Here is a 25,597-nt window from a genome sequence, read left to right on the forward strand (position 1 = left end):
TCATGGCTGATTACCAGGGTAAAAAAGTCGTCATTATCGGTCTGGGTTTGACCGGGCTGTCCTGCGTGGATTTCTTCCTGGCGCGTGGCGTGACGCCGCGCGTAATGGATACCCGCGCGACGCCACCTGGTCTGGACAAATTACCGGAAGCGGTTGAGCGTCATGTTGGCAGCCTGAATGATGACTGGCTGCTGGCCGCCGATCTCATCGTCGCCAGCCCTGGTATCGCCCTGGCGCATCCTTCACTGAGCGCCGCCGCCGATGCGGGAATTGAAATTGTTGGCGACATTGAGCTGTTCTGTCGCGAAGCGCAGGCGCCGATCGTTGCGATCACCGGTTCCAACGGGAAAAGTACTGTTACTACGTTGGTAGGCGAGATGGCGAAAGCGGCCGGTGTGAACGTGGGTGTTGGCGGTAATATCGGCCTGCCCGCGCTGATGCTGCTGGACGACGAACGTGAGCTGTATGTTCTGGAACTGTCGAGCTTCCAGCTGGAAACAACCTCCAGCTTACACGCCGTAGCCGCCACCATTTTGAACGTCACCGAAGATCATATGGACAGATATCCGTTTGGCTTGCAGCAGTACCGTGCGGCCAAACTGCGCGTCTATGAAAACGCGAAAGTCTGCGTGGTCAACGCTGATGATGCGCTGACCATGCCGATTCGCGGGGCGGATCAGCGTTGCGTGAGCTTTGGCGTCAACATGGGTGACTACCACCTGAACCGTCAGCAGGGCGAAACCTGGCTGCGGGTGAAGGGGGAAAAAGTCCTCAACGTGAAAGAGATGACGCTTTCCGGCCAGCATAACTATACCAATGCCCTGGCCGCGTTGGCGCTGGCGGATGCTGCGGGTCTGCCGCGGGCGTCGAGTCTGAAAGCGCTGACCACGTTTACCGGTCTGGCGCACCGTTTTCAGACCGTGCTTGAGCACAATGGCGTGCGCTGGATTAACGATTCTAAAGCCACCAACGTGGGCAGCACTGAGGCCGCGCTGAATGGCCTGCATGTTGATGGTACTTTGCACCTGCTGCTGGGCGGCGACGGGAAATCCGCTGACTTTATGCCGCTGCAACGTTACCTGACCGGCGACAACATTCGTCTGTACTGCTTTGGTCGTGATGGCGCGCAGCTTGCCGCTCTGCGACCTGACGTTACGGAACAAACTGAAACCATGGAGCAGGCAATGCGCCTGCTCGCACCGCGCGTGAAACCGGGTGATATGGTGTTGCTGTCGCCCGCCTGCGCCAGCCTCGACCAGTTCAAAAACTTTGAGCAACGCGGTGACGTCTTTACCCGCCTGGCGAAGGAGTTGGGTTGATGCGCTTATCTCTCCCTCGTCTGAGAATGCCGCGCTTACCGGGACTGGGTGTCCTGGCGTGGGTCTTCGCGGCACTTAAAGGCTGGGTGATGGCTTCGCGTGATAAAGACGCGGACAGCCTGATCATGTATGACCGCATGCTGCTGTGGCTGACCTTTGGTCTGGCAGCGATCGGCTTTGTGATGGTGACATCGGCATCGATGCCCGTAGGGCAACGTCTGGCGGGCGATCCTTTCCTGTTTGCCAAGCGTGACGCGCTGTACATCTTCCTCGCGTTCTGTCTGGCGATGGTGACGCTGCGTCTGCCGATGGAGTTCTGGCAAAAATACAGTACGACGATGCTGATAGCCTCGATCATCATGCTGTTGATCGTGCTGGTGGTGGGTAGTTCCGTTAACGGTGCGTCGCGCTGGATTGCGCTGGGGCCGCTGCGTATTCAGCCTGCGGAATTTACCAAGTTGTCGCTGTTCTGTTATCTCGCCAACTACCTGGTGCGTAAAGTTGATGAAGTGCGTAACAACCTGCGCGGCTTCTTAAAACCAATGGGCGTGATCCTGGTGCTGGCTATTTTGCTGCTGGCACAGCCTGACCTGGGTACGGTGGTGGTGCTGTTTGTCACTACCCTGGCGATGCTGTTTCTCGCCGGTGCGAAACTGTGGCAGTTCATTGCCATCATCGGCATGGGGATTTCTGCGGTTGTGCTGCTGATCCTTGCTGAGCCGTATCGTATTCGCCGCGTAACCTCCTTCTGGAACCCATGGGAAGATCCGTTCGGCAGTGGCTACCAGCTGACGCAATCGCTGATGGCTTTTGGCCGCGGTGAGGTTTGGGGGCAAGGCTTAGGTAATTCGGTCCAAAAGCTCGAGTATTTACCGGAAGCGCACACCGACTTCATCTTCGCCATTATTGGGGAAGAGCTGGGTTATATCGGTGTGGTATTGGCACTTTTAATGGTATTCTTCGTCGCTTTTCGCGCGATGTCGATTGGCCGTAAGGCGCTGGAAATTGATCACCGTTTTTCAGGCTTTTTAGCCTGCTCCATTGGGATCTGGTTTAGCTTCCAGGCACTGGTAAACGTCGGCGCTGCAGCAGGTATGCTGCCAACCAAAGGTCTGACGTTGCCGCTGATCAGTTACGGTGGTTCCAGTTTGTTGATTATGTCGACGGCCATCATGTTTTTGTTACGTATTGATTATGAAACGCGTCTGGAAAAAGCCCAGGCGTTTACACGAGGTGCACGATGAGTGGTCAACCGAAGCGGTTAATGGTGATGGCAGGCGGTACCGGCGGGCATGTGTTCCCGGGGCTGGCGGTCGCGCACCATTTAATGGCCCAGGGCTGGCAGGTTCGTTGGCTGGGCACCGCCGATCGTATGGAAGCGGACTTAGTGCCGAAACACGGCATTGAAATTGACTTTATTCGCATCTCCGGATTGCGTGGCAAAGGCGCCAACGCGCTGCTAGCCGCGCCCGTGCGTATTTTTAACGCCTGGCGTCAGGCGCGCGCCATCATGAAGCAGTTTAAGCCTGATGTGGTGCTGGGAATGGGGGGATATGTGTCCGGCCCTGGCGGACTGGCTGCCTGGTCATTAGGCATTCCGGTTGTACTGCATGAACAGAACGGCATTGCAGGGTTAACCAATAAATGGCTGGCGAAGATTGCAACGAAGGTGATGCAGGCCTTTCCCGGTGCTTTCCCAAATGCGGAAGTGGTGGGCAACCCTGTACGCACCGACGTGCTGGCGCTGCCGTTGCCCGAAACGCGTCTGGCCGGTCGTGAAGGTCCGGTTCGCGTGCTGGTGGTCGGTGGATCGCAGGGCGCACGTGTTTTGAACCAGACGATGCCGCAGGTTGCCGCAAAGCTTGGCGATGCGGTAACTATCTGGCATCAGAGCGGCAAAGGCGCGCAGCAGACCGTCGAGCAGGCGTATGCCGACGCGGGACAACCGCAGCACAAGGTTACTGAGTTTATTGATGATATGGCAGCGGCCTACGCGTGGGCGGATGTCGTGGTTTGTCGCTCAGGGGCGCTGACGGTGAGCGAGATTGCCGCCGCAGGTTTACCCGCGCTGTTTGTGCCGTTCCAGCATAAAGACAGACAGCAGTACTGGAATGCGCTGCCGCTGGAAAAAGCGGGCGCCGCCAAAATTCTCGAGCAGCCGCAGTTTACTGTGGATGCCGTCGCCAGCACCCTTGCCGGGTGGTCGCGAGAAACCTTATTAACCATGGCAGAACGTGCGCGCGCCGCATCCATACCGGATGCCACTGAGCGCGTGGCAAATGAAGTGAGCCGGGCTGCCCGGGCGTAATTGTGGTGATGCCTTTTGCATCGCATGAACTAAGAAGTTAATGGCTAAAGAATGAATACACAACAACTGGCAAAACTGCGTTCCATCGTGCCCGAAATGCGTCGCGTTCGGCACATCCACTTTGTCGGCATCGGTGGTGCTGGTATGGGCGGTATTGCCGAAGTTTTGGCCAATGAAGGTTATCAGATCAGCGGTTCTGACTTAGCGCCGAATCCGGTGACGCAGCAGTTGACGAATCTGGGCGCCACGATTTTCTTCAACCATCGCCCTGAAAATGTGCGCGATGCGAGCGTAGTGGTGGTCTCCAGCGCCATTTCAGCGGATAACCCGGAAATTGTTGCGGCGCATGAAGCGCGCATTCCGGTGATCCGTCGTGCGGAAATGCTGGCGGAGTTAATGCGTTTTCGTCACGGCATCGCTATTGCCGGTACGCATGGTAAAACCACGACCACGGCAATGGTCTCCAGCATTTATGCGGAAGCGGGCCTGGATCCCACTTTTGTCAACGGCGGTCTGGTGAAGGCCGCGGGCGTTCACGCGCGCCTGGGACATAGCCGTTATTTGATTGCGGAAGCGGATGAAAGCGATGCATCGTTCCTGCATTTGCAGCCGATGGTGGCGATTGTCACCAATATCGAAGCCGACCATATGGATACCTACCATGGCGACTTCGAAAATTTAAAGCAGACGTTTATTAATTTCCTGCATAACTTGCCGTTTTATGGTCGTGCGGTGATGTGCGTTGACGATCCGGTGATCCGCGAGCTGTTACCGCGAGTTGGTCGTCAAACCACAACCTATGGTTTTAGTGATGATGCCGATGTGCGCGTTGAAGATTACCAGCAGATTGGCCCACAAGGGCACTTCACGCTGGTGCGTCAGGGGATGGCCGATTTACGTGTGACGTTAAACGCGCCGGGCCGCCACAATGCGCTGAACGCCGCGGCTGCGGTGGCGGTTGCGACGGAAGAAGGTATTGAAGATGACGCTATTCTGCGTGCGCTGGAGAGCTTCCAGGGTACCGGACGTCGTTTCGACTTCCTCGGCGAATTCCCGCTTGAGCCAGTGAACGGTAAAACCGGGACCGCGATGCTGGTCGATGATTATGGTCACCACCCAACGGAAGTGGACGCCACGATTAAAGCCGCGCGTGCGGGCTGGCCCGACAAAAATCTGGTCATGCTGTTCCAACCGCACCGGTTTACGCGTACACGTGATCTGTATGACGACTTTGCCAACGTGCTGACCCAGGTCGATGCGCTGTTGATGCTGGACGTGTACGCCGCGGGCGAAGCCGCGATTCCGGGGGCCGACAGCCGCTCGCTGTGCCGTACGATTCGTGGTCGCGGTAAGATCGATCCGATTCTGGTATCCGATCCGGCCCTGGTGGCAGAAATGCTGGCACCAGTATTAACCGGCAACGATCTGATTTTGGTGCAGGGCGCTGGAAATATCGGCAAAATCGCGCGTTCCTTAGCTGAAATCAAACTGAAGCCGCAAAACCCGGAGGAAGAACAACATGGCTGATAAAATCGCGGTCCTGTTAGGGGGAACCTCCGCAGAACGTGAAGTTTCGCTGAATTCCGGCGCGGCCGTACTGGCAGGGTTACGCGAAGGTGGTGTTGATGCCCATCCGGTTGATCCTAAAGAGGTCGATGTCACTCTTCTGAAATCAATGGGTTTTCAGAAGGTGTTTATTGCGTTGCATGGTCGTGGCGGGGAAGATGGCACGTTGCAGGGCATGCTGGAGCAAATTGGCCTGCCATATACCGGCAGCGGCGTCATGGCTTCCGCAATTTCGATGGACAAACTGCGCAGCAAGCTGCTGTGGCAGGGCGCAGGTTTACCCGTCGCGCCATGGGTGGCATTGACCCGCGCTGAGTTCGAAAAAGGTCTTAGCGATGAGGCAGTTACAAAAATTTCTGCGTTAGGTTTGCCGCTGATTGTGAAGCCAAGCCGTGAAGGCTCCAGCGTAGGGATGTCAAAAGTTGAAGAAGAAAATGCTTTGCAGGGTGCATTAGCATTGGCTTTTCAGCATGATGAAGAAGTACTGATTGAAAAATGGCTCAGTGGCCCGGAATTTACAGTTGCGATACTCGGCGAAGAAATTTTACCGTCAATACGTATCCAACCCGCGGGAACCTTCTATGATTATGAGGCGAAGTATCTCTCTGATGAGACACAATATTTCTGCCCTGCAGGTCTGGAAGCCGAACAAGAGGCCCGTTTGCAGGAATTAGTCCTGAAAGCATGGACCGCATTGGGCTGTAAAGGTTGGGGTCGCATTGACGTCATGCTGGACAGCGATGGCCAGTTTTATCTGCTGGAAGCCAATACCTCTCCGGGTATGACCAGCCACAGCCTGGTGCCGATGGCGGCACGTCAGGCAGGCCTGAGCTTCTCGCAGTTGGTGGTAAGAATTCTGGAGTTGGCGGACTGATATGTCGCAGGCTGCGCTGAACACGCGAAACGGTGATGAAGAAGAAGTAAACTCCTCACGCCGCAATAATGGAACGCGTCTTGCAGGAATACTGTTCCTGCTGACAGTGCTGTGCACCGTGTTTGTCAGCGGCTGGGTAGTGTTGGGGTGGATGGAAGATGCGCAGCGTTTGCCATTGTCAAAACTGGTGTTAACCGGCGAACGGCATTACACGCGCAATGACGATATCCGTCAGTCCATCCTGGCGCTGGGTGCTCCGGGTACCTTTATGACTCAGGATGTGAACATCATCCAGAGCCAGATTGAACGTCTCCCCTGGATAAAACAGGCGAGCGTCAGAAAGCAATGGCCTGATGAATTGAAGATTCATCTGGTTGAATATGTGCCAATAGCGCGTTGGAATGACCAACACATGGTGGATGCAGAAGGAAATACGTTCAGCGTCCCAACCGGTCGGGCCAATAAGCAGGTATTACCTATGTTGTACGGACCGGAAGGCAGCGCAAGTGAAGTGTTGCAAGGGTTCCGTGATATGGGGCAGGTGCTGGCTAAGGATAGATTCACCCTGAAGGAAGCGGCGATGACCGCGCGTCGTTCCTGGCAGTTGACGCTGAATAACGATATTAAGCTCAATCTGGGCAGGGGCGATACGATAAAACGTTTGGCTCGCTTTGTGGAACTCTACCCGGTTTTACAGCAGCAGGCGCAAACCGATGGCAAACGGATTAGCTACGTTGATTTGCGTTATGACTCAGGAGCGGCAGTAGGCTGGGTTCCCTTGCCTCCTGAGGAATCTAATCAGCAACAGAATCAGGCACAGGCAGAACAACAATGATCAAGGCGACGGACAGAAAACTGGTAGTTGGACTGGAGATTGGCACCGCGAAGGTAGCCGCTTTAGTAGGGGAAGTTCTGCCCGACGGTATGGTCAATATCATTGGCGTGGGCAGTTGCCCATCGCGAGGTATGGATAAAGGCGGGGTGAATGACCTTGAGTCAGTGGTGAAGTGCGTACAACGCGCCATTGACCAGGCTGAACTGATGGCAGATTGCCAGATCTCCTCTGTGTATCTGGCGCTTTCCGGTAAGCATATTAGCTGTCAGAATGAAATTGGTATGGTGCCCATTTCCGAAGAGGAAGTGACGCAGGAAGATGTGGAGAACGTGGTACATACGGCAAAATCCGTACGCGTTCGCGATGAACATCGTGTTCTGCACGTTATTCCGCAGGAATACGCCATCGATTACCAGGAAGGTATCAAAAATCCGGTCGGTCTTTCCGGCGTGCGTATGCAGGCAAAAGTCCATCTTATTACCTGCCACAACGACATGGCGAAGAATATTGTCAAAGCCGTTGAACGTTGTGGCCTGAAAGTTGACCAACTGATTTTTGCCGGGTTGGCAGCCAGTTATTCCGTGTTGACGGAAGATGAACGTGAACTGGGTGTCTGCGTGGTGGATATTGGTGGTGGTACAATGGACATCGCCGTTTATACTGGCGGGGCGTTGCGCCACACTAAAGTGATCCCTTATGCAGGGAATGTCGTGACCAGCGATATCGCGTATGCCTTCGGTACGCCGCCGAGCGATGCAGAAGCTATCAAAGTGCGCCATGGTTGCGCACTGGGTTCCATCGTCGGTAAAGACGAGAGCGTTGAAGTGCCAAGCGTGGGGGGGCGTCCACCGCGTAGCCTGCAACGTCAGACCCTGGCAGAGGTCATTGAGCCGCGTTATACCGAGCTGCTCAACCTGGTCAACGAAGAAATTTTGCAATTACAAGAACAGCTTCGCCAGCAGGGTGTGAAACATCATCTGGCGGCGGGGATTGTGTTAACCGGCGGTGCTGCGCAAATTGAAGGTCTTGCGGCCTGCGCACAGCGCGTGTTCCATACGCAAGTACGTATTGGCGCACCGCTGAATATTACCGGTCTGACGGATTATGCTCAGGAGCCGTATTATTCCACGGCGGTGGGGCTGCTTCACTACGGGAAAGAATCCCATTTGAGTGGTGAAGCTGAAGTTGAAAAACGCGTAACGGCATCAGTTGGCTCGTGGATCAAACGACTCAATAGCTGGCTGCGAAAAGAGTTTTAATTTTTAAAGAGGCCAACGCACATTCACGGTCTCAGGCGACAGGCACAACGGAGAGAGAAACTATGTTTGAACCTATGGAACTTACCAATGACGCGGTGATTAAAGTCATCGGCGTCGGCGGCGGCGGCGGTAATGCCGTTGAACACATGGTGCGTGAGCGCATCGAAGGTGTTGAATTCTTCGCTGTGAATACCGACGCTCAGGCGTTGCGTAAAACGGCGGTTGGACAGACCATTCAGATTGGTAGCGGCATCACCAAAGGTCTGGGCGCGGGTGCAAACCCGGAAGTCGGTCGTAATGCGGCAGACGAAGATCGTGAAGCTCTGCGTGCAGCGCTTGACGGCGCAGACATGGTGTTCATCGCAGCTGGCATGGGTGGCGGTACCGGTACCGGTGCAGCGCCAGTGGTGGCTGAAGTAGCAAAAGATTTAGGTATCCTGACCGTTGCCGTCGTGACTAAGCCTTTCAACTTTGAAGGCAAGAAGCGTATGGCATTCGCAGAGCAGGGTATCACCGAGCTGTCCAAACATGTGGACTCTCTGATCACTATCCCGAACGACAAGCTGCTGAAAGTGCTGGGTCGCGGTATCTCCCTGCTGGATGCGTTTGGCGCAGCGAACGACGTGCTGAAAGGCGCGGTTCAGGGTATCGCTGAACTGATTACTCGTCCGGGTCTGATGAACGTCGACTTTGCAGACGTGCGCACCGTGATGTCCGAAATGGGCTACGCGATGATGGGCTCCGGCGTGGCAAGCGGTGAAGACCGTGCAGAAGAAGCGGCTGAAATGGCTATCTCTTCTCCGCTGCTGGAAGACATCGATCTGTCCGGCGCGCGTGGTGTGCTGGTCAACATTACTGCGGGCTTCGACCTGCGTCTGGATGAGTTTGAAACCGTGGGTAACACGATCCGTGCATTTGCATCGGATAACGCGACTGTGGTTATCGGTACCTCTCTGGATCCGGATATGAACGACGAACTGCGCGTGACCGTTGTGGCGACTGGAATTGGTATGGACAAGCGTCCTGAAATCACTCTGGTGACCAACAAGCAGGTACAGCAGCCGGTAATGGATCGTTACCAGCAGCACGGTATGGCGCCGTTGACGCAAGAGCAGAAACCGGTAGCGAAAGTGGTTAACGACAATACGCCGCAAACCACGAAAGAGCCGGATTATCTGGATATCCCAGCATTCCTGCGTAAGCAAGCTGATTAAGAATTAGCTGGAATTTGGGAATTGTGGCTCTTTGTGCTAAACTGGCCCACCGAATGTATAGTACACTTCGGTTGGATAGGTAATTTGGCGAGATTATACGATGATCAAACAAAGGACTCTTAAACGTATCGTTCAGGCGACTGGCGTCGGTTTACATACCGGCAAAAAAGTCACCCTGACATTACGCCCTGCGCCGGCCAACACCGGGGTCATCTATCGTCGCACCGACTTGAATCCTCCGGTAGATTTCCCGGCCGATGCCAAATCTGTGCGTGATACCATGCTCTGTACGTGTCTGGTCAATGAGCATGATGTGCGGATTTCAACCGTAGAGCACCTTAATGCTGCTCTGGCGGGCTTAGGTATCGATAACATCGTTATTGAAGTTAACGCCCCGGAAATCCCGATTATGGATGGCAGTGCCGCTCCGTTCGTTTATCTGCTGCTTGATGCAGGTATTGAAGAACTGAGCAGCGCCAAAAAATTTGTTCGCATCAAAGAGACCGTTCGTGTCGAAGATGGCGATAAGTGGGCTGAGTTTAAGCCATACAATGGTTTTACGTTGGATTTCACCATCGACTTTAACCATCCGGCAATCGACTCCAGCACGCAGCGCTACGCGATGAACTTCTCTGCGGATGCGTTCATGCGCCAGATCAGCCGCGCGCGTACTTTCGGCTTCATGCGTGATATCGAATATCTGCAGTCCCGCGGCCTGTGCCTGGGCGGCAGCTTCGATTGTGCCATCGTTGTTGACGATTATCGCGTATTGAACGAAGACGGCCTGCGTTTTGAAGACGAATTCGTTCGTCACAAAATGCTCGACGCGATTGGTGACTTGTTCATGTGTGGTCATAACATTATTGGTGCATTCACCGCGTATAAATCCGGTCATGCATTGAATAACAAACTGTTGCAGGCGGTCCTGGCAAAACAGGAAGCCTGGGAATATGTGACCTTCCAGGACGATGCAGAACTGCCACTGGCGTTCAAAGCACCTTCGACCGTACTGGCATAATAACTATACACAAAATCATTCAAGTTGCATCAAGGCGGCAACTGAACGAATCCGCAGGAGCGTACACTAGTACGTGACTGGGGTGAGAGAAAGCAGCCAACAAAGGGGCAGCTTGAAAGATGAAGTGTATACCTGTCGCATAAATTCGACTGGTTAATCTGGCACTCTCTCCGGCCAGGTGAGCCAGTCGTTTTTTTATCTTCCGATTGCAAACCACCTTCTCTGAAGCGACTTTTCCCACAGGTAGATTAAAATACCGTTCGATCGCTGCTTTCTTAAGCATATTTACCCGCGACTTGCGTCATTACTGCTGTGGTGCGAACGCATTAATGGTAATATTTGTGCGCAAAAATGGTTTTGCATTTGTAACCCCAAACGCAGGGTATATCAGGTGGCAATAACGTGAGTGGAATACTGACGCGCTGGCGACAGTTAGGCAGACGGTACTTCTGGCCGCATCTCCTGTTGGGGATGGTCGCGGCTAGTTTTGGCCTGCCCGCGCTCGGTAATGCTGCTGAACCTAATACCCCTGCGAAGGCGACCGCCAGCAATCACGATCAAGGCGCTAAAGTTAACTTTAACCAGCTTGCTTTGCTGGAAGCGACCAATCGCCGCCCGAATTTTACCGTCGACTACTGGCATCAGCATGCTATTCGTACGGTTATTCGCCATCTTTCTTTTGCTATGGCCCCTCAGGCGCTACCCGTTGCCGAAGAGCCGTTGCCAATCCAGGCGCACCATCTTGCGTTACTGAATACGCTCAGCGCGATGCTGACGCAAGAAGGCAGACCGCCCGCGACCGTGAGTCGCGTGACATACGCCCATTTTACCTCTCAGGCCGCGTTTAGCGTTCCGGTCTGGATCAGTCAGCTGCAGGGAATCCGCGCTGGCCCTCAACGCCTCAGCTAAAAAAGAACCTTCCAACTTATAATTTTTGACTCCGCAATGCGGGGCGTTTGAGATTTTATTATGCTAATCAAATTATTAACAAAAGTATTCGGTAGCCGTAACGAGCGTACGCTGCGTCGTATGCGCAAAGTGGTCAATGTCATCAACGCAATGGAACCGGAGATGGAAAAACTCTCCGATGATGAGCTGAAAGCGAAGACCGCTGAATTCCGCGCCCGTCTGGAAAAAGGCGCCAGCGTTGAGAGCCTGATCCCGGAAGCATTCGCGGTGGTCCGCGAAGCGAGTAAGCGTGTGTTCGGCATGCGCCACTTCGACGTTCAGCTGCTGGGCGGTATGGTCCTGAACGATCGCTGCATCGCGGAAATGCGTACAGGTGAAGGTAAAACCCTGACCGCCACGCTGCCTGCCTACCTGAACGCATTAAGCGGGAAGGGCGTACACGTGGTTACCGTGAACGACTACCTGGCTCAGCGTGACGCCGAAAATAACCGCCCGCTGTTTGAATTCCTCGGCATGACCGTGGGTATCAACATGTCTGGCCTGCCTGCGCCAGCCAAGCGTGAAGCCTACAATGCCGATATTACTTACGGTACCAACAACGAATACGGCTTTGACTACCTGCGCGACAACATGGCGTTTAGCCCGGAAGAGCGCGTTCAGCGAAAACTGCACTATGCGCTGGTCGATGAAGTCGACTCCATCCTGATCGATGAAGCGCGTACGCCGCTGATCATTTCCGGTCCGGCTGAAGACAGCTCGGAAATGTATAAAAAAGTGAACAAAATCATCCCGCACCTGATTCGTCAGGAGAAGGAAGATTCCGACACGTTCCAGGGTGAGGGCCACTTCTCCGTTGATGAGAAAGCGCGCCAGGTTAACCTGACTGAACGTGGTCTGGTGCTGATTGAAGAGCTGTTGGTTAACGAAGGCATTATGGATGAGGGCGAGTCGCTGTACTCTCCGGGCAACATTATGCTGATGCACCACGTGACTGCCGCGCTGCGCGCACACGTACTGTTTACCCGCGACGTTGACTACATCGTGAAAGACGGTGAAGTGATCATCGTCGACGAACACACCGGTCGTACCATGCAGGGCCGTCGCTGGTCCGATGGTCTGCACCAGGCCGTTGAAGCCAAAGAAGGCGTAGATATCCAGAACGAGAACCAGACGCTGGCATCTATTACCTTCCAGAACTACTTCCGTTTGTACGAAAAACTGGCCGGTATGACTGGTACAGCAGACACTGAAGCCTTTGAATTCAGTTCCATCTACAAACTGGATACCGTGGTTGTGCCGACCAACCGTCCGATGATCCGTAAGGATTTACCGGATCTGGTGTACATGACCGAAGCGGAAAAAATTCAGGCGATCATTGAAGATATTAAAGAACGTACCGCAAATGGCCAGCCGGTGCTGGTGGGTACTATCTCCATTGAAAAATCGGAAGTGGTCTCTAACGAATTAACTAAAGCCGGTATCAAGCACAACGTCCTGAACGCTAAGTTCCACGCCAGCGAAGCGGATATCGTTGCTCAGGCGGGTTATCCGTCAGCCGTGACTATCGCGACGAACATGGCGGGTCGTGGTACCGATATCGTGCTGGGCGGTAGCTGGCAGGCGGAAGTTGCCGAGCTGGAAAACCCGACTCCGGAACAAATTGCGCAGATCAAAGCAGAGTGGCAGGTTCGCCATGATGCGGTGTTAGCCGCCGGTGGTTTACATATTATCGGTACTGAGCGCCACGAATCTCGTCGTATCGATAACCAGCTGCGTGGTCGTTCGGGTCGTCAGGGTGATGCGGGTTCTTCCCGTTTCTATCTGTCGATGGAAGATGCGCTGATGCGTATTTTTGCCTCTGACCGCGTGTCCGGCATGATGCGTAAACTGGGCATGAAGCCAGGTGAAGCGATTGAACACCCGTGGGTAACTAAAGCGATTGCAAACGCGCAGCGTAAAGTGGAAAGCCGCAACTTCGATATTCGTAAGCAACTGCTGGAATATGATGACGTTGCCAACGACCAGCGCCGTGCAATCTACACCCAGCGTAACGAACTGCTGGACGTAACTGACGTTAGCGAGACCATCAACAGCATCCGTGAAGATGTCTTCAAAGCGACGATTGATGCCTATATTCCGCCGCAGTCTCTGGAAGAAATGTGGGATATCCCGGGTCTGCAGGAACGTCTGAAAAACGACTTCGATCTGGACATGCCGATTTCAGAATGGCTGGATAAAGAACCTGAGCTGCATGAAGAAACGCTGCGTGAACGTATTCTGGCAAACGCTATCGAAGTTTATCAGCGTAAAGAAGAAGTTGTGGGCGCGGAGATGATGCGTCACTTCGAAAAAGGCGTGATGCTGCAAACTCTCGACTCTCTGTGGAAAGAGCACCTTGCGGCGATGGACTACCTGCGTCAGGGTATTCACCTGCGTGGTTATGCGCAAAAAGATCCGAAGCAGGAATACAAGCGTGAATCCTTCTCTATGTTTGCATCAATGCTGGAATCACTGAAGTACGAAGTGATCAGCACCCTGAGCAAAGTTCAGGTACGTATGCCTGAAGAAGTAGAAGCGATGGAGCAGCAGCGTCGTGAAGAAGCTGAACGTTTAGCGCAGATGCAGCAGTTGAGCCATAAAGGTGACGATTCTGCCGCGGCAGAAGAGCTGGCAGCACAAACCGGCGATCGTAAAGTGGGTCGTAACGATCCGTGTCCTTGCGGTTCTGGCAAAAAGTACAAACAGTGCCATGGCCGTCTGAGCTAATAAAATAACTTACTGAAAAGGCGCAGAATTCTGCGCCTTTTTTATGGACGATGAAGATGAAAATATTGCAGATCGCCGTCGGGATTATTCGTAATCAGCACCATGAAATTTTCATAACTCAGCGTGCGGCTGATGCCCACATGGCAAATAAGCTGGAGTTTCCCGGCGGAAAAATTGAAGCGGGTGAAACGCCAGAGCAGGCACTGATTCGCGAGTTACAGGAAGAAGTGGGCATTACGCCGACCCATAGCTCGCTGTTCGAAAAGCTGGAGTATCAGTTTCCGGACCGGCATATCACTCTGTGGTTCTGGCTGGTTGAAAGCTGGGAAGGCGAACCATGGGGAAAAGAGGGGCAACCAGCGCAGTGGATTGCGCAAGCTGCTCTAAATGCGGAAGATTTTCCGCCGGCGAATGCGCCGGTCATTGAAAAGCTGATTGCTGGCTAATGGTGTTCGTAGGCCGGATAAGGCAACGCCGCATCCGGTAAATTATTAACGGGGCGCAATGCTTGCCCGGCCAACCGTTTTAGCGCAATTACTTCTGCTCTTCACTCCAGTCATCGCTTTCCGACAGATCGCCAGAGCTTGGGATGCGTTTCTCTTCCGCGGCCCACTCACCCAGATCGATTAACTGGCAGCGTTTGCTGCAGAATGGGCGAAACGGACTGACTTCAGCCCATATCACGGGTTTGCCACAGGTTGGGCAGTTGACGATAGTTTGTTCAGACATGTTGACTCCTTAACAGCACGCCAGCTCAAAATCGAGACGCTCAGGCACCTGGCCATTTTCGCTATCCAGCGGCATAAAGCGAATGGCAAAACGGCTCTTATGACCAGAAATTTGCGGATAAAGCTGCGAATCAAGCGGCAGCTGCAAGCGCAGCAGATCGGCATCTTCGCCGTTGTCCTGGTAAAAACCATTCAGGCTGGTTTGCTTACGGAACGGCGCAGAGTTGCGAATCAAATCCAGCACCAGTGCTAGCGCCTGATTGAGCGGATTCAGGCTGGCAAGCCAGGCTTCAACCTGCGCGTCGCGTTGCGGCTGTGGTAAATGCAACCAAATATGCAGGGTTGGCAAATCGAAACTACAGCACCCGCCAGGAATGCTTAAACGCTGACGCACGAGGCCAATCAGACGATCTTCGCGTAGTGTCTGTCCAATACGCGGGGCCGAAATCAGAACGCTGCCCGCGCTTTTTAACTGCTGGCGCAATGCGTCGATCCTGCTTTGATCGACGCCGGGAACTTCAACCCAGGCCTGGAGTTTTCGCTGTTGTCGCTCTAACTCTTTGAGGAGTTCGGTGCGGACTTCACCGCGTTCAAAGACATCCAGTAAATCGCCGATATTACGGAAAAAATGCAGTGCGCCTGCATGGTCTGTAATAGGTAAATTAACGGAGAGCTGTTGGATTAAAAACTCAATGCGCAGCCATGTACGCATCTTCTCATTGAGAGGGTGTTCAAAAAGGACCTGGGTGTACATTACGGTTTTTCCTGTGAGACAAACTGCAACGCGCATTGCAAATAGAGCGCGTGCAGGCGGGCGACATCCGAGGCGATGGCTTCCGGTGCGCCATTATTATCAATAACATCGTCTGCCACGGCCAGACGCGCTTCACGCGTTGCCTGGGCAGCAAGAATTTGTTCAACATGCTCACGCGTGACGTCATCGCGCTGCATCGTGCGTCTGAGCTGTGTCTCGGGGGTAACATCCACCACGAGTACACGGTTGGCTTTTTTATACAGCGAATTTTCTACCAGCAAAGGTACAACCCACAACACATAAGGGGAGGTCGCTTGCTGAAACTGGCGCTGTGTTTCCTGCTGAATAAGCGGATGAAGCAGGGCATTTAGCCAGCTTTTCTCCTCAGGATTGGAAAAAATGCGTTCGCGTAAAATGCGCCGCTGCAACGATCCGTCCGCGGCTATAACCTCGGAACCAAAATGTTCTTCGATCGCCTTAAGGGCAGGTGTGCCGGGTTCAACCACCTGGCGCGCAATAATATCTGCATCGATGACGTTTATTCCGAGGTCAGCGAACGCATTTGCAACGGTACTTTTACCACTGCCAATGCCGCCGGTTAAGGCTACCGTATACCTCATAGATGCAGATCCTGGAGTTTGAGTTTGATTATCAAACAGTTAAAAGTTAAGCGTGCGAAGGCGAGGCTGTTGCAGGATTAACCTACTATTCGCCAGGTAAATTTATGGGATTGTAGCGTAAAAAAAGAGAATTTCGCAGTCTTGCGCGGCATTGATTAGTGCGTATGATAGCGTCACTGGAGTTGTGAGTTTCGATTTTTCGCCATTAACCCCAGGAATCCGCACATGCGTATCGAAGAAGATCTGAAGTTAGGTTTCAAAGACGTTCTTATCCGCCCTAAGCGTTCTACTCTCAAAAGCCGTTCCGATGTTGAGTTGGAGCGTCAATTTACCTTTAAGCATTCAGGTCAGACCTGGTCCGGCGTCCCCATTATTGCGGCGAACATGGACACTGTCGGGACGTTTGCCATGGCAACGGCACTGGCATCCTTCGACATCCTGACCGCTGTGCACAAACACTATTCTGTTGAAGACTGGGCTGCCTTTATCGCGCAGAGTTCTGCCGATGTGCTCAAACACGTGATGGTTTCAACCGGTACCTCTGACGCAGATTTCGAAAAAACCAAACAGATTCTGGCGCTTAACCCAGCGCTGAACTTTATCTGCATTGACGTGGCAAATGGCTACTCAGAGCATTTTGTTCAGTTTGTGTCGAAAGCGCGTGAAGCATGGCCGACAAAAACAATTTGTGCGGGCAATGTGGTCACCGGCGAAATGTGTGAAGAGCTGGTACTTTCCGGCGCGGACATTGTTAAAGTCGGCATCGGCCCGGGTTCTGTATGTACCACGCGTGTAAAAACCGGTGTTGGCTATCCACAGCTTTCGGCGGTTATTGAATGTGCCGATGCAGCCCACGGTCTGGGCGGCATGATTGTCAGCGACGGCGGCTGCACAATGCCGGGTGACGTGGCAAAAGCGTTTGGCGGCGGCGCGGACTTCGTGATGCTCGGCGGCATGCTGGCCGGTCATGAAGAAAGCGGCGGCAAAATTGTCGAAGAGAACGGTGAGAAATTCATGCTGTTCTACGGAATGAGCTCTGAATCAGCCATGACGCGTCACGTTGGTGGTGTTGCGCAATACCGTGCAGCGGAAGGTAAAACCGTTAAGCTGCCTCTGCGTGGCCCGGTTGATAATACCGCGCGTGATATCCTCGGCGGCCTGCGTTCTGCCTGTACCTATGTTGGTGCTTCTCGTCTGAAAGAACTGACCAAACGTACAACGTTTATTCGCGTACAGGAACAAGAAAACCGCGTTTTCAATAGCCTGTAAAAACAGGTCGTTCTGTGAAATGCCTGATGGCGTTACGCCGCCATCAGGCATTTGAATCTATCCCACCCCGCTCATCGCATCTCCCAAATGGAAAATCGGTAAATACATCGCGACGACCAGCGTACCGATGATAAGCCCCGTAATGACCAGCAACGCAGGCTCAAGCAGCGCGGCCAGATTCTCCGCCTGAGACAACGTTTTCTCGCCGTGGTGATGTGCGAGATTGCGCAGCATGGCATCCAGTGAGCCGGAAGCTTCACCTGTTCTGACCAGTTGTATACACAATGGGCTGAATTCACCGCAATTTTTAAGCGCTAACCAGACCGGTTTTCCGGCGCTGATGTCGTGGTGTGCCCGCGCTAAGCGCTGTGACCAGAAAGGGTTGTCCAGCGTTTCAGTCACGCTCTCAAGACCCTGCAAAAAGGGAATTCCTGCATTTTGCGTTAACGCCAGCACGGTGAAGATCTGCGTGAGTTTTTGGCCTCTCACCATCGGCCCTATAACCGGCAGACCGAGCAGTAATGTCTGGCGCAGAATAAGCCAGTACTGTTTCTGCTTTATCAAATAATATACAGCAACCGCGACCAGGCTGAATGCTCCGATCAGCCCTCCCCATTGGCCGCTAAAGTGCGCGATGGCAATAATCCACTGAGTGAGTGCTGGTAGCGGAGTGTTAAACGTCCGGTAAATGGCGGCAAACTCAGGGAGTACAAATTGCAGCATCGCAAACACGACCATTACCGCCATCGTGATAATGATAATCGGATAGCGCAGGGCTTTTTTTACTTTATCGGCAAGTTGCTGTTGATTCTTCTGCTGACGGGCGAGTTCAAAACAGCAGTCGTCCAGCTTCCCCGTAAGCTCTCCGGTGCGGATCATTGCCTGATAAAGAGGCGGAAAAACGTGGCGCCATTGCGACAGAGAGGTGGAGAGAGAAATGCCCTGCTCCATATCGTGAGCCAGCGTGCGCAGTAGCGCCTGCCACTGACGGCTGGGATGCTGTTCAGCCAGCAGGGTTAGGCCTGTCGAGAGCGTTAACCCGGCTTTTAGTAATGTTGCCAGTTGGTGTATGGTTTCGGCGCTTCGTTCACGGCTCCAGTGTGAGGTTTTGACGCGCATACGGTTTATACGTAGCGGTGTAATACGCTGTTGCTCGAGAGCAAGCATTAATGAGGGGCGGGTATCGGCCCACAATACACCTTCCAGCGGTTGACCTTCGTTGTTAATGCCTTGCCAGCGCCAAAGCTGTTTAGCTGACATGAGGCATGCCCAGTACGCGTATCAGCTCTTCAAATGTCGTTAGCCCTTGTTCGACTGCCTGGCAACCAGTTTCGAAAAGCGTACTCATCCCCAATTGCTTTGCATCTGACTCCACTTCTTCTGCGGACGTACCGTTGGCGATGCTCTGGCGCAATGCCGGCGTAACGGGGAGTACTTCAAACAATGCCGTACGACCATAAAATCCTTGATAGCAATGTTCACAGCCAGTGGCCTGCCAATGTGGCAGTGGCGCAGGCCATATCGCTTCCGGGAGCGCGATCGGCGTTTCCAGTCGTTGTCGGCAATGGGGACACAATTTTCTCACCAACCGCTGCGCAATGACGAGCGTCAGCGCGGAGGCGATCATCCAGCGTGCGACCCCCATTTGCTGCAGGCGTATCAGCGTTTCAGTGGTGGAGTTAGTGTGCAGTGTTGATAGAACCAAATGACCGGTTTGTGCGGCTTTTAGGGCTATTTCAGCCGTTTCGCCATCGCGGATTTCACCCACCATGATAATGTCGGGATCCTGGCGCAGCAGCGCGCGTAATACGCCCTGAAAAGTGAGACCGGCGCGAGGATGAATTTGCGTCTGGTTAAGACCTGCGATCGGGATTTCTACCGGATCTTCTACGCTACAAAGATTCATATCCGGGGTGTTTCGGGTTTGCAGCGCACTGTACAGCGTGACTGTTTTACCGCTCCCGGTCGGTCCGGTGACCAGAATCAACCCCTGAGGCTGCTGTAACGCGTGCGAAAATGCGCCCAGTTGCGCGTCCTGCATTCCTAGCGCGGCGATCTCCAGCGTTTGATCGACCTGATGCAGTAGCCGCAGCACTACTTTTTCGCCATAGCGACAGGGCAGGGTGGCGATGCGAAACGAGACCGGCTCTCCAGAAATCTCAACGGTAAATTGTCCGTCTTGCGCAAGTCTGTGCTCGGCAATATCCAGACTGCCTAAAACTTTTAGTCTTGCAGTGATAGCGATGCCCATCTCAGTTGTGACTTCCGGTAAAGCATGCAGTACGCCATCTACACGTAATCTGATTCGGTAGTGATTTTCCGCTGGCTCAATATGAATATCAGAAGCCCGTTGCACCAGAGCAGAATGAAACGTCTGATTCAGCAGGTCTGCTGCGCTGGCGCTGCTTTTGGTAACTACAGCCGGGAGCATGTTCCGCGGCGTATGCGTGTGGCCTTCCATTTGCTGACGCGTCCAGCAGACAATGTCTATACGTCGGGTGGTGGCAAAATGCAGCGCGTCCAGAAGTTCGTGGGACGGGGCATCCACGACGGCGATGTGCACCACTTCATTGTCTGCATCCAGTAATATTCCCTGATAACGTTGGCACAGTGCCGTAAGTTGGGTGGTATTCATCTCTTTTCCTTAATTGGTGTCGAAACGGAAAACGTCTTCACAGGCTTGTTGCAGTGCGCTGTCATTCTGGATGACGCAGTTACGACTCCAGCCAGTAATGCCGTTGGCATTGTCCCAACCTGGCGTCATGGTGATGGTTAGTCCGTTCAGACTTTCTTGTCCGCTGAGGCTGACCACCCCTTTTTCAACGCTCATGGCGGAGACATAACGGGTAGTGGCTGGAGAAGGGATGCCATTCGTTCCGGCATCGCAGGTTGCTGTTCCGCCATGCTCAAGCGCACAAAGCTCAACCGCCGTGCGATAGGGAACAAAGGTTTGCAGCATGTCTGTCAGCGCAGCTTTGCGCAGATAGTTTTGATAGGCCGGAATGCCGATGGCGCTAAGGATGGCAATAATGCCAATGACCACCATGAGTTCGATAAGCGTGAAGCCGCGTTGCTTGTCCATCGTTCGCTCCTTGAGTTAGCTGGCGCTACTTTGGCAAACGGTCGGGGTCACGGCGAGAGGCAAAAAACAGAATGGGAAGGCGGGTTCCGAGGATCTTTACGAGATTACAGAATCAAACAACGTATTTGCGAAGAGGCTCGAAGAAACTGCCGGATAGCGGCGAAAACGCCTTCTCCGGCATGCAGAATGGCCCGATAAGCGAAATCACTACCGGGCTAAACCATCAGTATTTAGCGAAAACGCATCGAGAGATCGAGTGCGCGAACATGCTTGGTCAGTGCGCCAACAGAGATGAAATCCACGCCGGTTTCGGCAAATTCGCGCAGCGTTTCATAGGTGACGTTACCCGACACTTCCAGACGCGCCTGGCCGTTGGTGCGTTTGACCGCTTCACGCATTTGGTCAGTTTCGAAATTATCGAGCATGATGATGTCGGCCCCGGCTTTCAGCGCGTCATCAAGTTCATCCAGGCTTTCCACTTCGACTTCAACCGGCACATCCGGGTGCAGCCAGAAGGCTTTTTCAACGGCCTGACGTACTGAGCCAGAAGCAATAATGTGGTTTTCTTTAATAAGGAAAGCGTCAGAAAGCCCCAGGCGATGATTCGCGCCGCCGCCGCACAATACGGCGTATTTCAGGGCGGTGCGCAGCCCAGGCAGGGTTTTACGCGTGTCCAGCAACTGGGTTTTTGTTCCCGCCAGCAGGTCGACGTATTTACGCACTTCGCTCGCCACACCTGAAAGGGTCTGCACAAAATTAAGCGCGGTACGTTCGCCGGTCAGCAGCACGCGGGAAGGGCCGTCCAGTTCAAACAGCGGCTGATTGGCCTTGATGCTGTCGCCATCTTCAACATGCCAGGTGATGTTGACATCATCGCCAGCCAGTTGAATAAAGACTTCCTCCACCCAGCGTTTCCCACAAAAAACGCCATCTTCGCGGGTGATCACGGTGGCGTGGGAGCGCATATCTTCGGGCAAAAGCTGTGCGGTGATATCGTTATTGGCATCAACTTCTCCGCCTAAATCTTCACGCAGCGCCTGAGCTACAGCGGCAGGGATATCCAGATTTATGCGTTCCAACAGCGCGTCACGTCGGTAGTCAGGGTTATAGCGGCGAGGCGGCATGATAAAACTCCAAATTGCTAACGAATCATAAGGTGGAAACATGCTACCCTGAACCTGATATGAGCACCACCAATAAGGAGATTCTGCATGTTGTTAGACGAGGGCTGGCTGGCAGAGGCGCGACGCGTACCCTCTCCTCATTACGATTGCCGCCCGGATGACGAAAACCCTTCTCTGCTGGTGGTGCATAATATCAGCCTGCCGCCCGGCGAGTTCGGCGGACCGTGGATTGATGCGCTGTTTACCGGCACGATTGATCCTAATGCCCATCCTTATTTTGCCGGGATCGCCCATCTGCGCGTGTCGGCCCATTGTTTAATTCGCCGTGATGGTGAAATCGTGCAGTATGTCCCCTTTGATAAACGCGCTTGGCATGCTGGCGTGTCGAACTATCAAGGGCGCGAACGCTGTAATGATTTTTCAATTGGTATTGAGCTGGAAGGGACGGATACGCTGGCCTATACCGACGCGCAGTACCAGCAACTTGCAGCCGTGACCAATGCCCTGATTACGCGTTATCCGGCTATTGCTAACAATATGACAGGACATTGCAATATTGCGCCCGAGCGTAAGACCGATCCCGGGCCCTCTTTTGACTGGGCAAGGTTTCGCGCCCTGGTCACCCCCTCGTCGCAAAAGGAGATGACATGACGCTGTTTACAACATTACTGGTGTTGATTGTTGAACGCCTGTTTAAGCTGGGTGAGCACTGGCAGCTTGATCACCGGGTTGAAGCATTTTTCCGCCGGGTGAAGCATTTCTCAATGATGCGTACCGTAGGCATGGCCCTGATTGCGATGGGGGTGACGTTTCTGCTGTTGCGCGCACTTCATGGACTGCTGTTTAACGTGCCCTTGCTGGTGGTGTGGATCTTAATTGGCTTGCTGTGTATTGGGGCTGGCAAAACGCGTCTTCATTATCATGCCTATCTGAACGCGGCGGCTCGCGATGACGCTCACGCCCGTGAGGCGATGGCCAGCGAGCTGACGCTTATCCATGGTGTTCCGCCGGACTGTGATGAGCGTGAGTTCCTGCGCGAACTGCAGAACGCGCTGTTATGGAACAACTTTCGCTTTTATCTGGCGCCGTTATTCTGGCTGATTGTCGGTGGCCCGTGGGGACCGGTAACGCTGGTGGGTTACGCCTTTTTACGTGCCTGGCAGTCCTGGCTGGCGCGCTATCAGACCCCGCACCAGCGTTTGCAATCGGGTATTGATGCGATCCTGCATGTGCTGGACTGGATCCCAGTGCGTCTGGCGGGCGTGGTCTATGCGCTGTTAGGACACGGCGAGAAGGCGTTGCCAGCCTGGTTTGCATCGCTTGCCGATCTACATACTTCGCAATATCAGGTACTAACGCGCCTGGCGCAGTTCTCTTTGGCGCGTGAACCCCATACCGATAAAGTCGAAACGCCAAAAGCGGCTGTTTCAATGGCGAAGAAGACTTCGTTTGTGGTGGTGGTGGTCATTGCGCTGCTGACAATTTATGGAACACTGATCTAGCGATTGTTGCCGGATAGCGGCATAACCGCCTTATCCGGCCTGGCGCATATGTAGGCCGGATAACGGCGCAATGACTCAATACGTATCCGCTGGCGGCACGCCAAAATCAGGCATCCCGTTTTCGTCCCAGCGCACGAGCTTCAGGCGAGTGTGGCGGTTTGGATCGTACAACGGATCGCCTTCAATTTCGGTGTAATTTCTCGCGTGGTACACCAGCACATCCTCACCTTCCGGCGTTTGCGTAAAGCTGTTGTGTCCCGGTCCGTACTGGCGGTTTTCGTAGCTGGTGGAAAAGACCGGGCGTGGTGATTTGTGCCAGTTCTGCGGGTTGAGCGGATCGGCGTTGAGGTCAATCCACAATAATCCCATACAGTAGTTCTCATCGGTGGCGCTGGCCGAATAGCTGATAAACAGCTTGTCGCCGTGAACCATGACAGCCGGACCTTCGTTGACCCAAAAACCCCGGCATTCCCAGTCATACTCTGGATGGCTGAGCATGACTGGCTCGCCTTTAATCGTCCATGGATTTTCCAGCTCAGCGAGATAGATATTGGAGTTGCCGGCGATATCGGGAGATTTTTGCGCCCACAGATACCACTGTTTTCCCTGGTGATGAAAGGTGGTGGCATCAAGCGCAAAGGTATCAAACTGTGTCTTAATCTGGCCTTTCTCTGTCCACTTGCCTGCCAGCGGATCGGTGTCCGCACATTCGAGCGCAAACATACGGTGCTGGAACATCCCCAGCTTGTCGAGCGCCTGTGTGTGGGTGGCGGCAAAATAGATGTACCATTTACCAGCCAGATGATGGATCTCAGGCGCCCAGATGAGTTGGCTCATGGGGCCGCTTTCTGGTTTGCGCCAGACGACAACCGGGACGGCGGTGCGCAGCCCTTCCAGCGTGTCAGCGCGACGGAGCTCCAGTCGATCGTATTCGGGCACTGAAGCAATGAAATAGTAGTGGCTACCGTCACGTAAAATAAACGGGTCGGCACGCTGTTCAATAAAGGGATTAGGCCACTGATTCATTAGGCTTTCCTTACGGTTTCAGTCGTTTTTATATCGTGGTATTCATTCAGTTCACGGTAGTTGGCGCGACGCTTTTCTAAATCTGCCTGGATTTGCTGCATAAACTCGCGGTCAACTTTCAGCAGACGAACCACGCCTGCGGTAATCAGGTAGCCTACGCCTGGTATGATGGTAAACAGCAGCATAATACCGTTAATGGCGGAGTCGCTTTGCGCTTTCGCCCCTGCGTCGTAGCCGTACCAGGAGAGCAGGAAGCCAACCATCGCTCCGGCAATCGCCAGGCCCAGTTTCAGGAAGAACAGGTTGCCGGAAAAGCTGATTCCGGTGATGCGTTTACCGGTTTTCCACTCGCCGTAGTCATCGACATCCGCCATCAGCGACCAGTGCAGTGGGGAAGGGATCTGATGCAGAATGTTGAGCAGGAAGTAGAGCACCATAATCATCATGGTGGCTTTTGGATCGAAGAAGTAAAATGCGCCGGAGAAAATCGCCAGGATGATATTGGTCCAGAAGAAGACTTTCAGTTTGCACCAGCGATCGGTTAACACCTTTGCCAGCATGCTGCCGATCATCATGCCGACAACGCCAAGGCTGATAAACAACGTGGCAAACTGCGTGCTTTGCTGCATAACCCAGGTCACGTAGTACATAGTGGCGGCCATGCGAATAAAGCCCGGACAGACGTTGCACAAGGTTAACAGCAGAATTTTTACCCACTGATCGTTCTTCCACACGTCCTTCAGGTCTGCTTTTAAGTCGTCGTTAGTCGGGACCGCAGGACGGACGCGCTCACGCACAGTTGCAAAGCAAAACAGGAACATACACATACCGATGAAGGCAAGGACCGCCATCGCCATCTGATAGCCTTTGGCTTTGTCTTCTCCACCAAACCAGTCCGCCATGGGCAATAGGGTGAGGGACAGCAGCAGGGTTGCAATACCGACCAATACAAAGCGATATGACTGGCAGGCGACGCGTTCCTTTGGATCGTTGGTGATGACGCTGCCGAGCGAGCAGTAAGGAATGTTGATTGCCGTATAGGTGATAGAGAGCAGGAAGTAAGTGACGAACGCATAGATAACTTTGCTGTTATATGTCCACTCAGGGGTGGTAAACATAAGTACGCTGAATAATGCGTAAGGGAAAGCCATCCACAAAAGCCATGGACGAAATCGACCATATTTGCTGCGGGTGCGGTCGGCCATCGCGCCCATTATAGGGTCAGTAACGGCATCGATAACGCGTACTGAGAGCAGTAATACGCCGACCAGGGCAGGCGCCAGACCAAAAATATCTGTATAAAAATAGTTAACAAACAACATGATGGCGCCAAAGATGATGTTGCATCCGGCGTCGCCCATTCCATAGCCGATCTTTTCTTTCACCGTGAGCTTACTGGTTTCCATCAACTGCACTCCATTAAT

Annotated in this window: 24 protein-coding genes; 15 read left to right on the forward strand and 9 right to left on the reverse strand. The window is 53.6% G+C overall.

The window, feature by feature from the left end:
* Positions 1-2: 2 nt before the first annotated feature.
* The 12 genes from murD to mutT all read left to right on the forward strand — a co-directional run bounded on the left by murD (position 3) and on the right by mutT (position 14,514).
* Complete coding sequence (murD, locus tag LA337_03320) at positions 3-1,319, forward strand: UDP-N-acetylmuramoyl-L-alanine--D-glutamate ligase (protein UBI16740.1); 1,317 nt, start codon at positions 3-5, stop codon at positions 1,317-1,319.
* A complete protein-coding gene (gene ftsW / locus LA337_03325) occupies positions 1,319-2,563 on the forward strand; it encodes a cell division protein FtsW (protein ID UBI16741.1) in 1,245 nt (414 codons plus the stop codon). Before murD ends, ftsW begins: the two co-directional genes overlap by 1 nt.
* The gene (gene murG, locus LA337_03330; GenBank protein ID UBI16742.1) at positions 2,560-3,627 is read left to right on the forward strand and encodes an undecaprenyldiphospho-muramoylpentapeptide beta-N-acetylglucosaminyltransferase; all 1,068 of its coding nucleotides are present in this window, start codon (positions 2,560-2,562) and stop codon (positions 3,625-3,627) included. The genes ftsW and murG overlap by 4 nt, the downstream gene beginning before the upstream one ends.
* Positions 3,628-3,678: 51 nt before the next feature.
* Entirely contained in the window at positions 3,679-5,154 is a 1,476-nt protein-coding gene (gene murC / locus LA337_03335) for a UDP-N-acetylmuramate--L-alanine ligase (GenBank protein ID UBI16743.1), read from the forward strand.
* Positions 5,147-6,067 (forward strand): D-alanine--D-alanine ligase, encoded by a 921-nt coding sequence (locus tag LA337_03340; GenBank protein UBI16744.1) that lies wholly within the window; start codon positions 5,147-5,149, stop codon positions 6,065-6,067. The genes murC and LA337_03340 overlap by 8 nt, the downstream gene beginning before the upstream one ends.
* Before the next feature lies 1 nt (position 6,068).
* Positions 6,069-6,902, forward strand: coding sequence for a cell division protein FtsQ (gene ftsQ / locus LA337_03345; protein ID UBI16745.1), 834 nt, complete (start codon positions 6,069-6,071; stop codon positions 6,900-6,902).
* Entirely contained in the window at positions 6,899-8,161 is a 1,263-nt protein-coding gene (gene ftsA / locus LA337_03350) for a cell division protein FtsA (GenBank protein UBI16746.1), read from the forward strand. The genes ftsQ and ftsA overlap by 4 nt, the downstream gene beginning before the upstream one ends.
* Positions 8,162-8,223: 62 nt before the next feature.
* Complete coding sequence (ftsZ, locus tag LA337_03355) at positions 8,224-9,375, forward strand: cell division protein FtsZ (GenBank protein ID UBI16747.1); 1,152 nt, start codon at positions 8,224-8,226, stop codon at positions 9,373-9,375.
* 100 nt (positions 9,376-9,475) lie between these two features.
* Positions 9,476-10,393, forward strand: coding sequence for a UDP-3-O-acyl-N-acetylglucosamine deacetylase (gene lpxC, locus LA337_03360; GenBank protein UBI16748.1), 918 nt, complete (start codon positions 9,476-9,478; stop codon positions 10,391-10,393).
* Positions 10,394-10,795: 402 nt separating this feature from the next.
* Positions 10,796-11,302, forward strand: a complete 507-nt coding sequence (gene secM / locus LA337_03365) for a secA translation cis-regulator SecM (protein ID UBI16749.1) — start codon at positions 10,796-10,798, stop codon at positions 11,300-11,302.
* 60 nt (positions 11,303-11,362) lie between these two features.
* A complete protein-coding gene (gene secA, locus LA337_03370) occupies positions 11,363-14,068 on the forward strand; it encodes a preprotein translocase subunit SecA (protein UBI16750.1) in 2,706 nt (901 codons plus the stop codon).
* Between the two features lie 56 nt (positions 14,069-14,124).
* A complete protein-coding gene (gene mutT / locus LA337_03375) occupies positions 14,125-14,514 on the forward strand; it encodes an 8-oxo-dGTP diphosphatase MutT (protein ID UBI16751.1) in 390 nt (129 codons plus the stop codon).
* A gap of 88 nt (positions 14,515-14,602) precedes the next feature.
* On the opposite strand, the gene yacG is transcribed toward mutT, so the two are convergent.
* The 3 genes from yacG to coaE are packed head-to-tail and all read right to left on the reverse strand — an operon-like array spanning position 14,603 to position 16,170.
* The gene (gene yacG, locus LA337_03380) at positions 14,603-14,797 is read right to left on the reverse strand and encodes a DNA gyrase inhibitor YacG (GenBank protein UBI16752.1); all 195 of its coding nucleotides are present in this window, start codon (positions 14,795-14,797) and stop codon (positions 14,603-14,605) included.
* Between the two features lie 9 nt (positions 14,798-14,806).
* Positions 14,807-15,550, reverse strand: a complete 744-nt coding sequence (zapD, locus tag LA337_03385; protein ID UBI16753.1) for a cell division protein ZapD — start codon at positions 15,548-15,550, stop codon at positions 14,807-14,809.
* A complete protein-coding gene (gene coaE, locus LA337_03390; protein ID UBI16754.1) occupies positions 15,550-16,170 on the reverse strand; it encodes a dephospho-CoA kinase in 621 nt (206 codons plus the stop codon). Before coaE ends, zapD begins: the two co-directional genes overlap by 1 nt.
* Positions 16,171-16,395: 225 nt before the next feature.
* Between coaE and LA337_03395 the strand changes: the two genes are divergently transcribed.
* Complete coding sequence (locus LA337_03395) at positions 16,396-17,439, forward strand: GMP reductase (GenBank protein ID UBI16755.1); 1,044 nt, start codon at positions 16,396-16,398, stop codon at positions 17,437-17,439.
* Between the two features lie 57 nt (positions 17,440-17,496).
* On the opposite strand, the gene hofC is transcribed toward LA337_03395, so the two are convergent.
* The 4 genes from hofC to nadC all read right to left on the reverse strand — a co-directional run bounded on the left by hofC (position 17,497) and on the right by nadC (position 21,645).
* Positions 17,497-18,699, reverse strand: a complete 1,203-nt coding sequence (gene hofC / locus LA337_03400; GenBank protein ID UBI16756.1) for a protein transport protein HofC — start codon at positions 18,697-18,699, stop codon at positions 17,497-17,499.
* Positions 18,689-20,074, reverse strand: coding sequence for a type II secretion system protein GspE (gene gspE / locus LA337_03405; protein ID UBI16757.1), 1,386 nt, complete (start codon positions 20,072-20,074; stop codon positions 18,689-18,691). The genes hofC and gspE overlap by 11 nt, the downstream gene beginning before the upstream one ends.
* Positions 20,075-20,083: 9 nt before the next feature.
* Positions 20,084-20,521, reverse strand: a complete 438-nt coding sequence (ppdD, locus tag LA337_03410) for a prepilin peptidase-dependent pilin (protein UBI16758.1) — start codon at positions 20,519-20,521, stop codon at positions 20,084-20,086.
* A 230-nt stretch (positions 20,522-20,751) separates the two neighbouring features.
* Positions 20,752-21,645 (reverse strand): carboxylating nicotinate-nucleotide diphosphorylase, encoded by an 894-nt coding sequence (nadC, locus tag LA337_03415; GenBank protein UBI16759.1) that lies wholly within the window; start codon positions 21,643-21,645, stop codon positions 20,752-20,754.
* Positions 21,646-21,732: 87 nt separating this feature from the next.
* Between nadC and ampD the strand changes: the two genes are divergently transcribed.
* Positions 21,733-22,296: a 1,6-anhydro-N-acetylmuramyl-L-alanine amidase AmpD gene (gene ampD, locus LA337_03420; GenBank protein UBI16760.1), complete on the forward strand. Its 564-nt coding sequence runs from the start codon at positions 21,733-21,735 to the stop codon at positions 22,294-22,296.
* Positions 22,293-23,147 (forward strand): beta-lactamase regulator AmpE, encoded by an 855-nt coding sequence (ampE, locus tag LA337_03425; protein UBI16761.1) that lies wholly within the window; start codon positions 22,293-22,295, stop codon positions 23,145-23,147. Before ampD ends, ampE begins: the two co-directional genes overlap by 4 nt.
* Positions 23,148-23,222: 75 nt before the next feature.
* Here ampE and LA337_03430 read toward each other — a convergent pair whose 3' ends face one another.
* Together LA337_03430 and LA337_03435 are read right to left on the reverse strand one after the other, a co-directional pair.
* Positions 23,223-24,173, reverse strand: a complete 951-nt coding sequence (locus LA337_03430) for a family 43 glycosylhydrolase (protein UBI16762.1) — start codon at positions 24,171-24,173, stop codon at positions 23,223-23,225.
* Positions 24,173-25,579: an MFS transporter gene (locus LA337_03435; protein UBI16763.1), complete on the reverse strand. Its 1,407-nt coding sequence runs from the start codon at positions 25,577-25,579 to the stop codon at positions 24,173-24,175. Before LA337_03435 ends, LA337_03430 begins: the two co-directional genes overlap by 1 nt.
* Positions 25,580-25,597 lie beyond the last annotated feature (18 nt).

It is taken from the genome of Citrobacter europaeus (genome assembly GCA_020099315.1).
In the GTDB taxonomy this organism is placed as follows: domain Bacteria; phylum Pseudomonadota; class Gammaproteobacteria; order Enterobacterales; family Enterobacteriaceae; genus Citrobacter; species Citrobacter europaeus.

Coding starts and splice junctions, on each gene's coding strand:
- ftsQ (UBI16745.1), top strand. CDS start 6,069: ATGTCGCAGGCTGCGCTGAACACGCGAAACGGTGATGAAGAAGAAGTA.
- yacG (UBI16752.1), bottom strand. CDS start 14,797: ATGTCTGAACAAACTATCGTCAACTGCCCAACCTGTGGCAAACCCGTG.
- LA337_03435 (UBI16763.1), bottom strand. CDS start 25,579: ATGGAAACCAGTAAGCTCACGGTGAAAGAAAAGATCGGCTATGGAATG.
- ppdD (UBI16758.1), bottom strand. CDS start 20,521: ATGGACAAGCAACGCGGCTTCACGCTTATCGAACTCATGGTGGTCATT.
- ftsA (UBI16746.1), top strand. CDS start 6,899: ATGATCAAGGCGACGGACAGAAAACTGGTAGTTGGACTGGAGATTGGC.
- ftsZ (UBI16747.1), top strand. CDS start 8,224: ATGTTTGAACCTATGGAACTTACCAATGACGCGGTGATTAAAGTCATC.
- murG (UBI16742.1), top strand. CDS start 2,560: ATGAGTGGTCAACCGAAGCGGTTAATGGTGATGGCAGGCGGTACCGGC.
- ftsW (UBI16741.1), top strand. CDS start 1,319: ATGCGCTTATCTCTCCCTCGTCTGAGAATGCCGCGCTTACCGGGACTG.
- LA337_03340 (UBI16744.1), top strand. CDS start 5,147: ATGGCTGATAAAATCGCGGTCCTGTTAGGGGGAACCTCCGCAGAACGT.
- lpxC (UBI16748.1), top strand. CDS start 9,476: ATGATCAAACAAAGGACTCTTAAACGTATCGTTCAGGCGACTGGCGTC.
- coaE (UBI16754.1), bottom strand. CDS start 16,170: ATGAGGTATACGGTAGCCTTAACCGGCGGCATTGGCAGTGGTAAAAGT.
- ampD (UBI16760.1), top strand. CDS start 21,733: ATGTTGTTAGACGAGGGCTGGCTGGCAGAGGCGCGACGCGTACCCTCT.
- gspE (UBI16757.1), bottom strand. CDS start 20,074: ATGAATACCACCCAACTTACGGCACTGTGCCAACGTTATCAGGGAATA.
- LA337_03395 (UBI16755.1), top strand. CDS start 16,396: ATGCGTATCGAAGAAGATCTGAAGTTAGGTTTCAAAGACGTTCTTATC.
- murD (UBI16740.1), top strand. CDS start 3: ATGGCTGATTACCAGGGTAAAAAAGTCGTCATTATCGGTCTGGGTTTG.
- mutT (UBI16751.1), top strand. CDS start 14,125: ATGAAAATATTGCAGATCGCCGTCGGGATTATTCGTAATCAGCACCAT.
- hofC (UBI16756.1), bottom strand. CDS start 18,699: ATGTCAGCTAAACAGCTTTGGCGCTGGCAAGGCATTAACAACGAAGGT.
- secA (UBI16750.1), top strand. CDS start 11,363: ATGCTAATCAAATTATTAACAAAAGTATTCGGTAGCCGTAACGAGCGT.
- ampE (UBI16761.1), top strand. CDS start 22,293: ATGACGCTGTTTACAACATTACTGGTGTTGATTGTTGAACGCCTGTTT.
- zapD (UBI16753.1), bottom strand. CDS start 15,550: ATGTACACCCAGGTCCTTTTTGAACACCCTCTCAATGAGAAGATGCGT.
- LA337_03430 (UBI16762.1), bottom strand. CDS start 24,173: ATGAATCAGTGGCCTAATCCCTTTATTGAACAGCGTGCCGACCCGTTT.
- murC (UBI16743.1), top strand. CDS start 3,679: ATGAATACACAACAACTGGCAAAACTGCGTTCCATCGTGCCCGAAATG.
- nadC (UBI16759.1), bottom strand. CDS start 21,645: ATGCCGCCTCGCCGCTATAACCCTGACTACCGACGTGACGCGCTGTTG.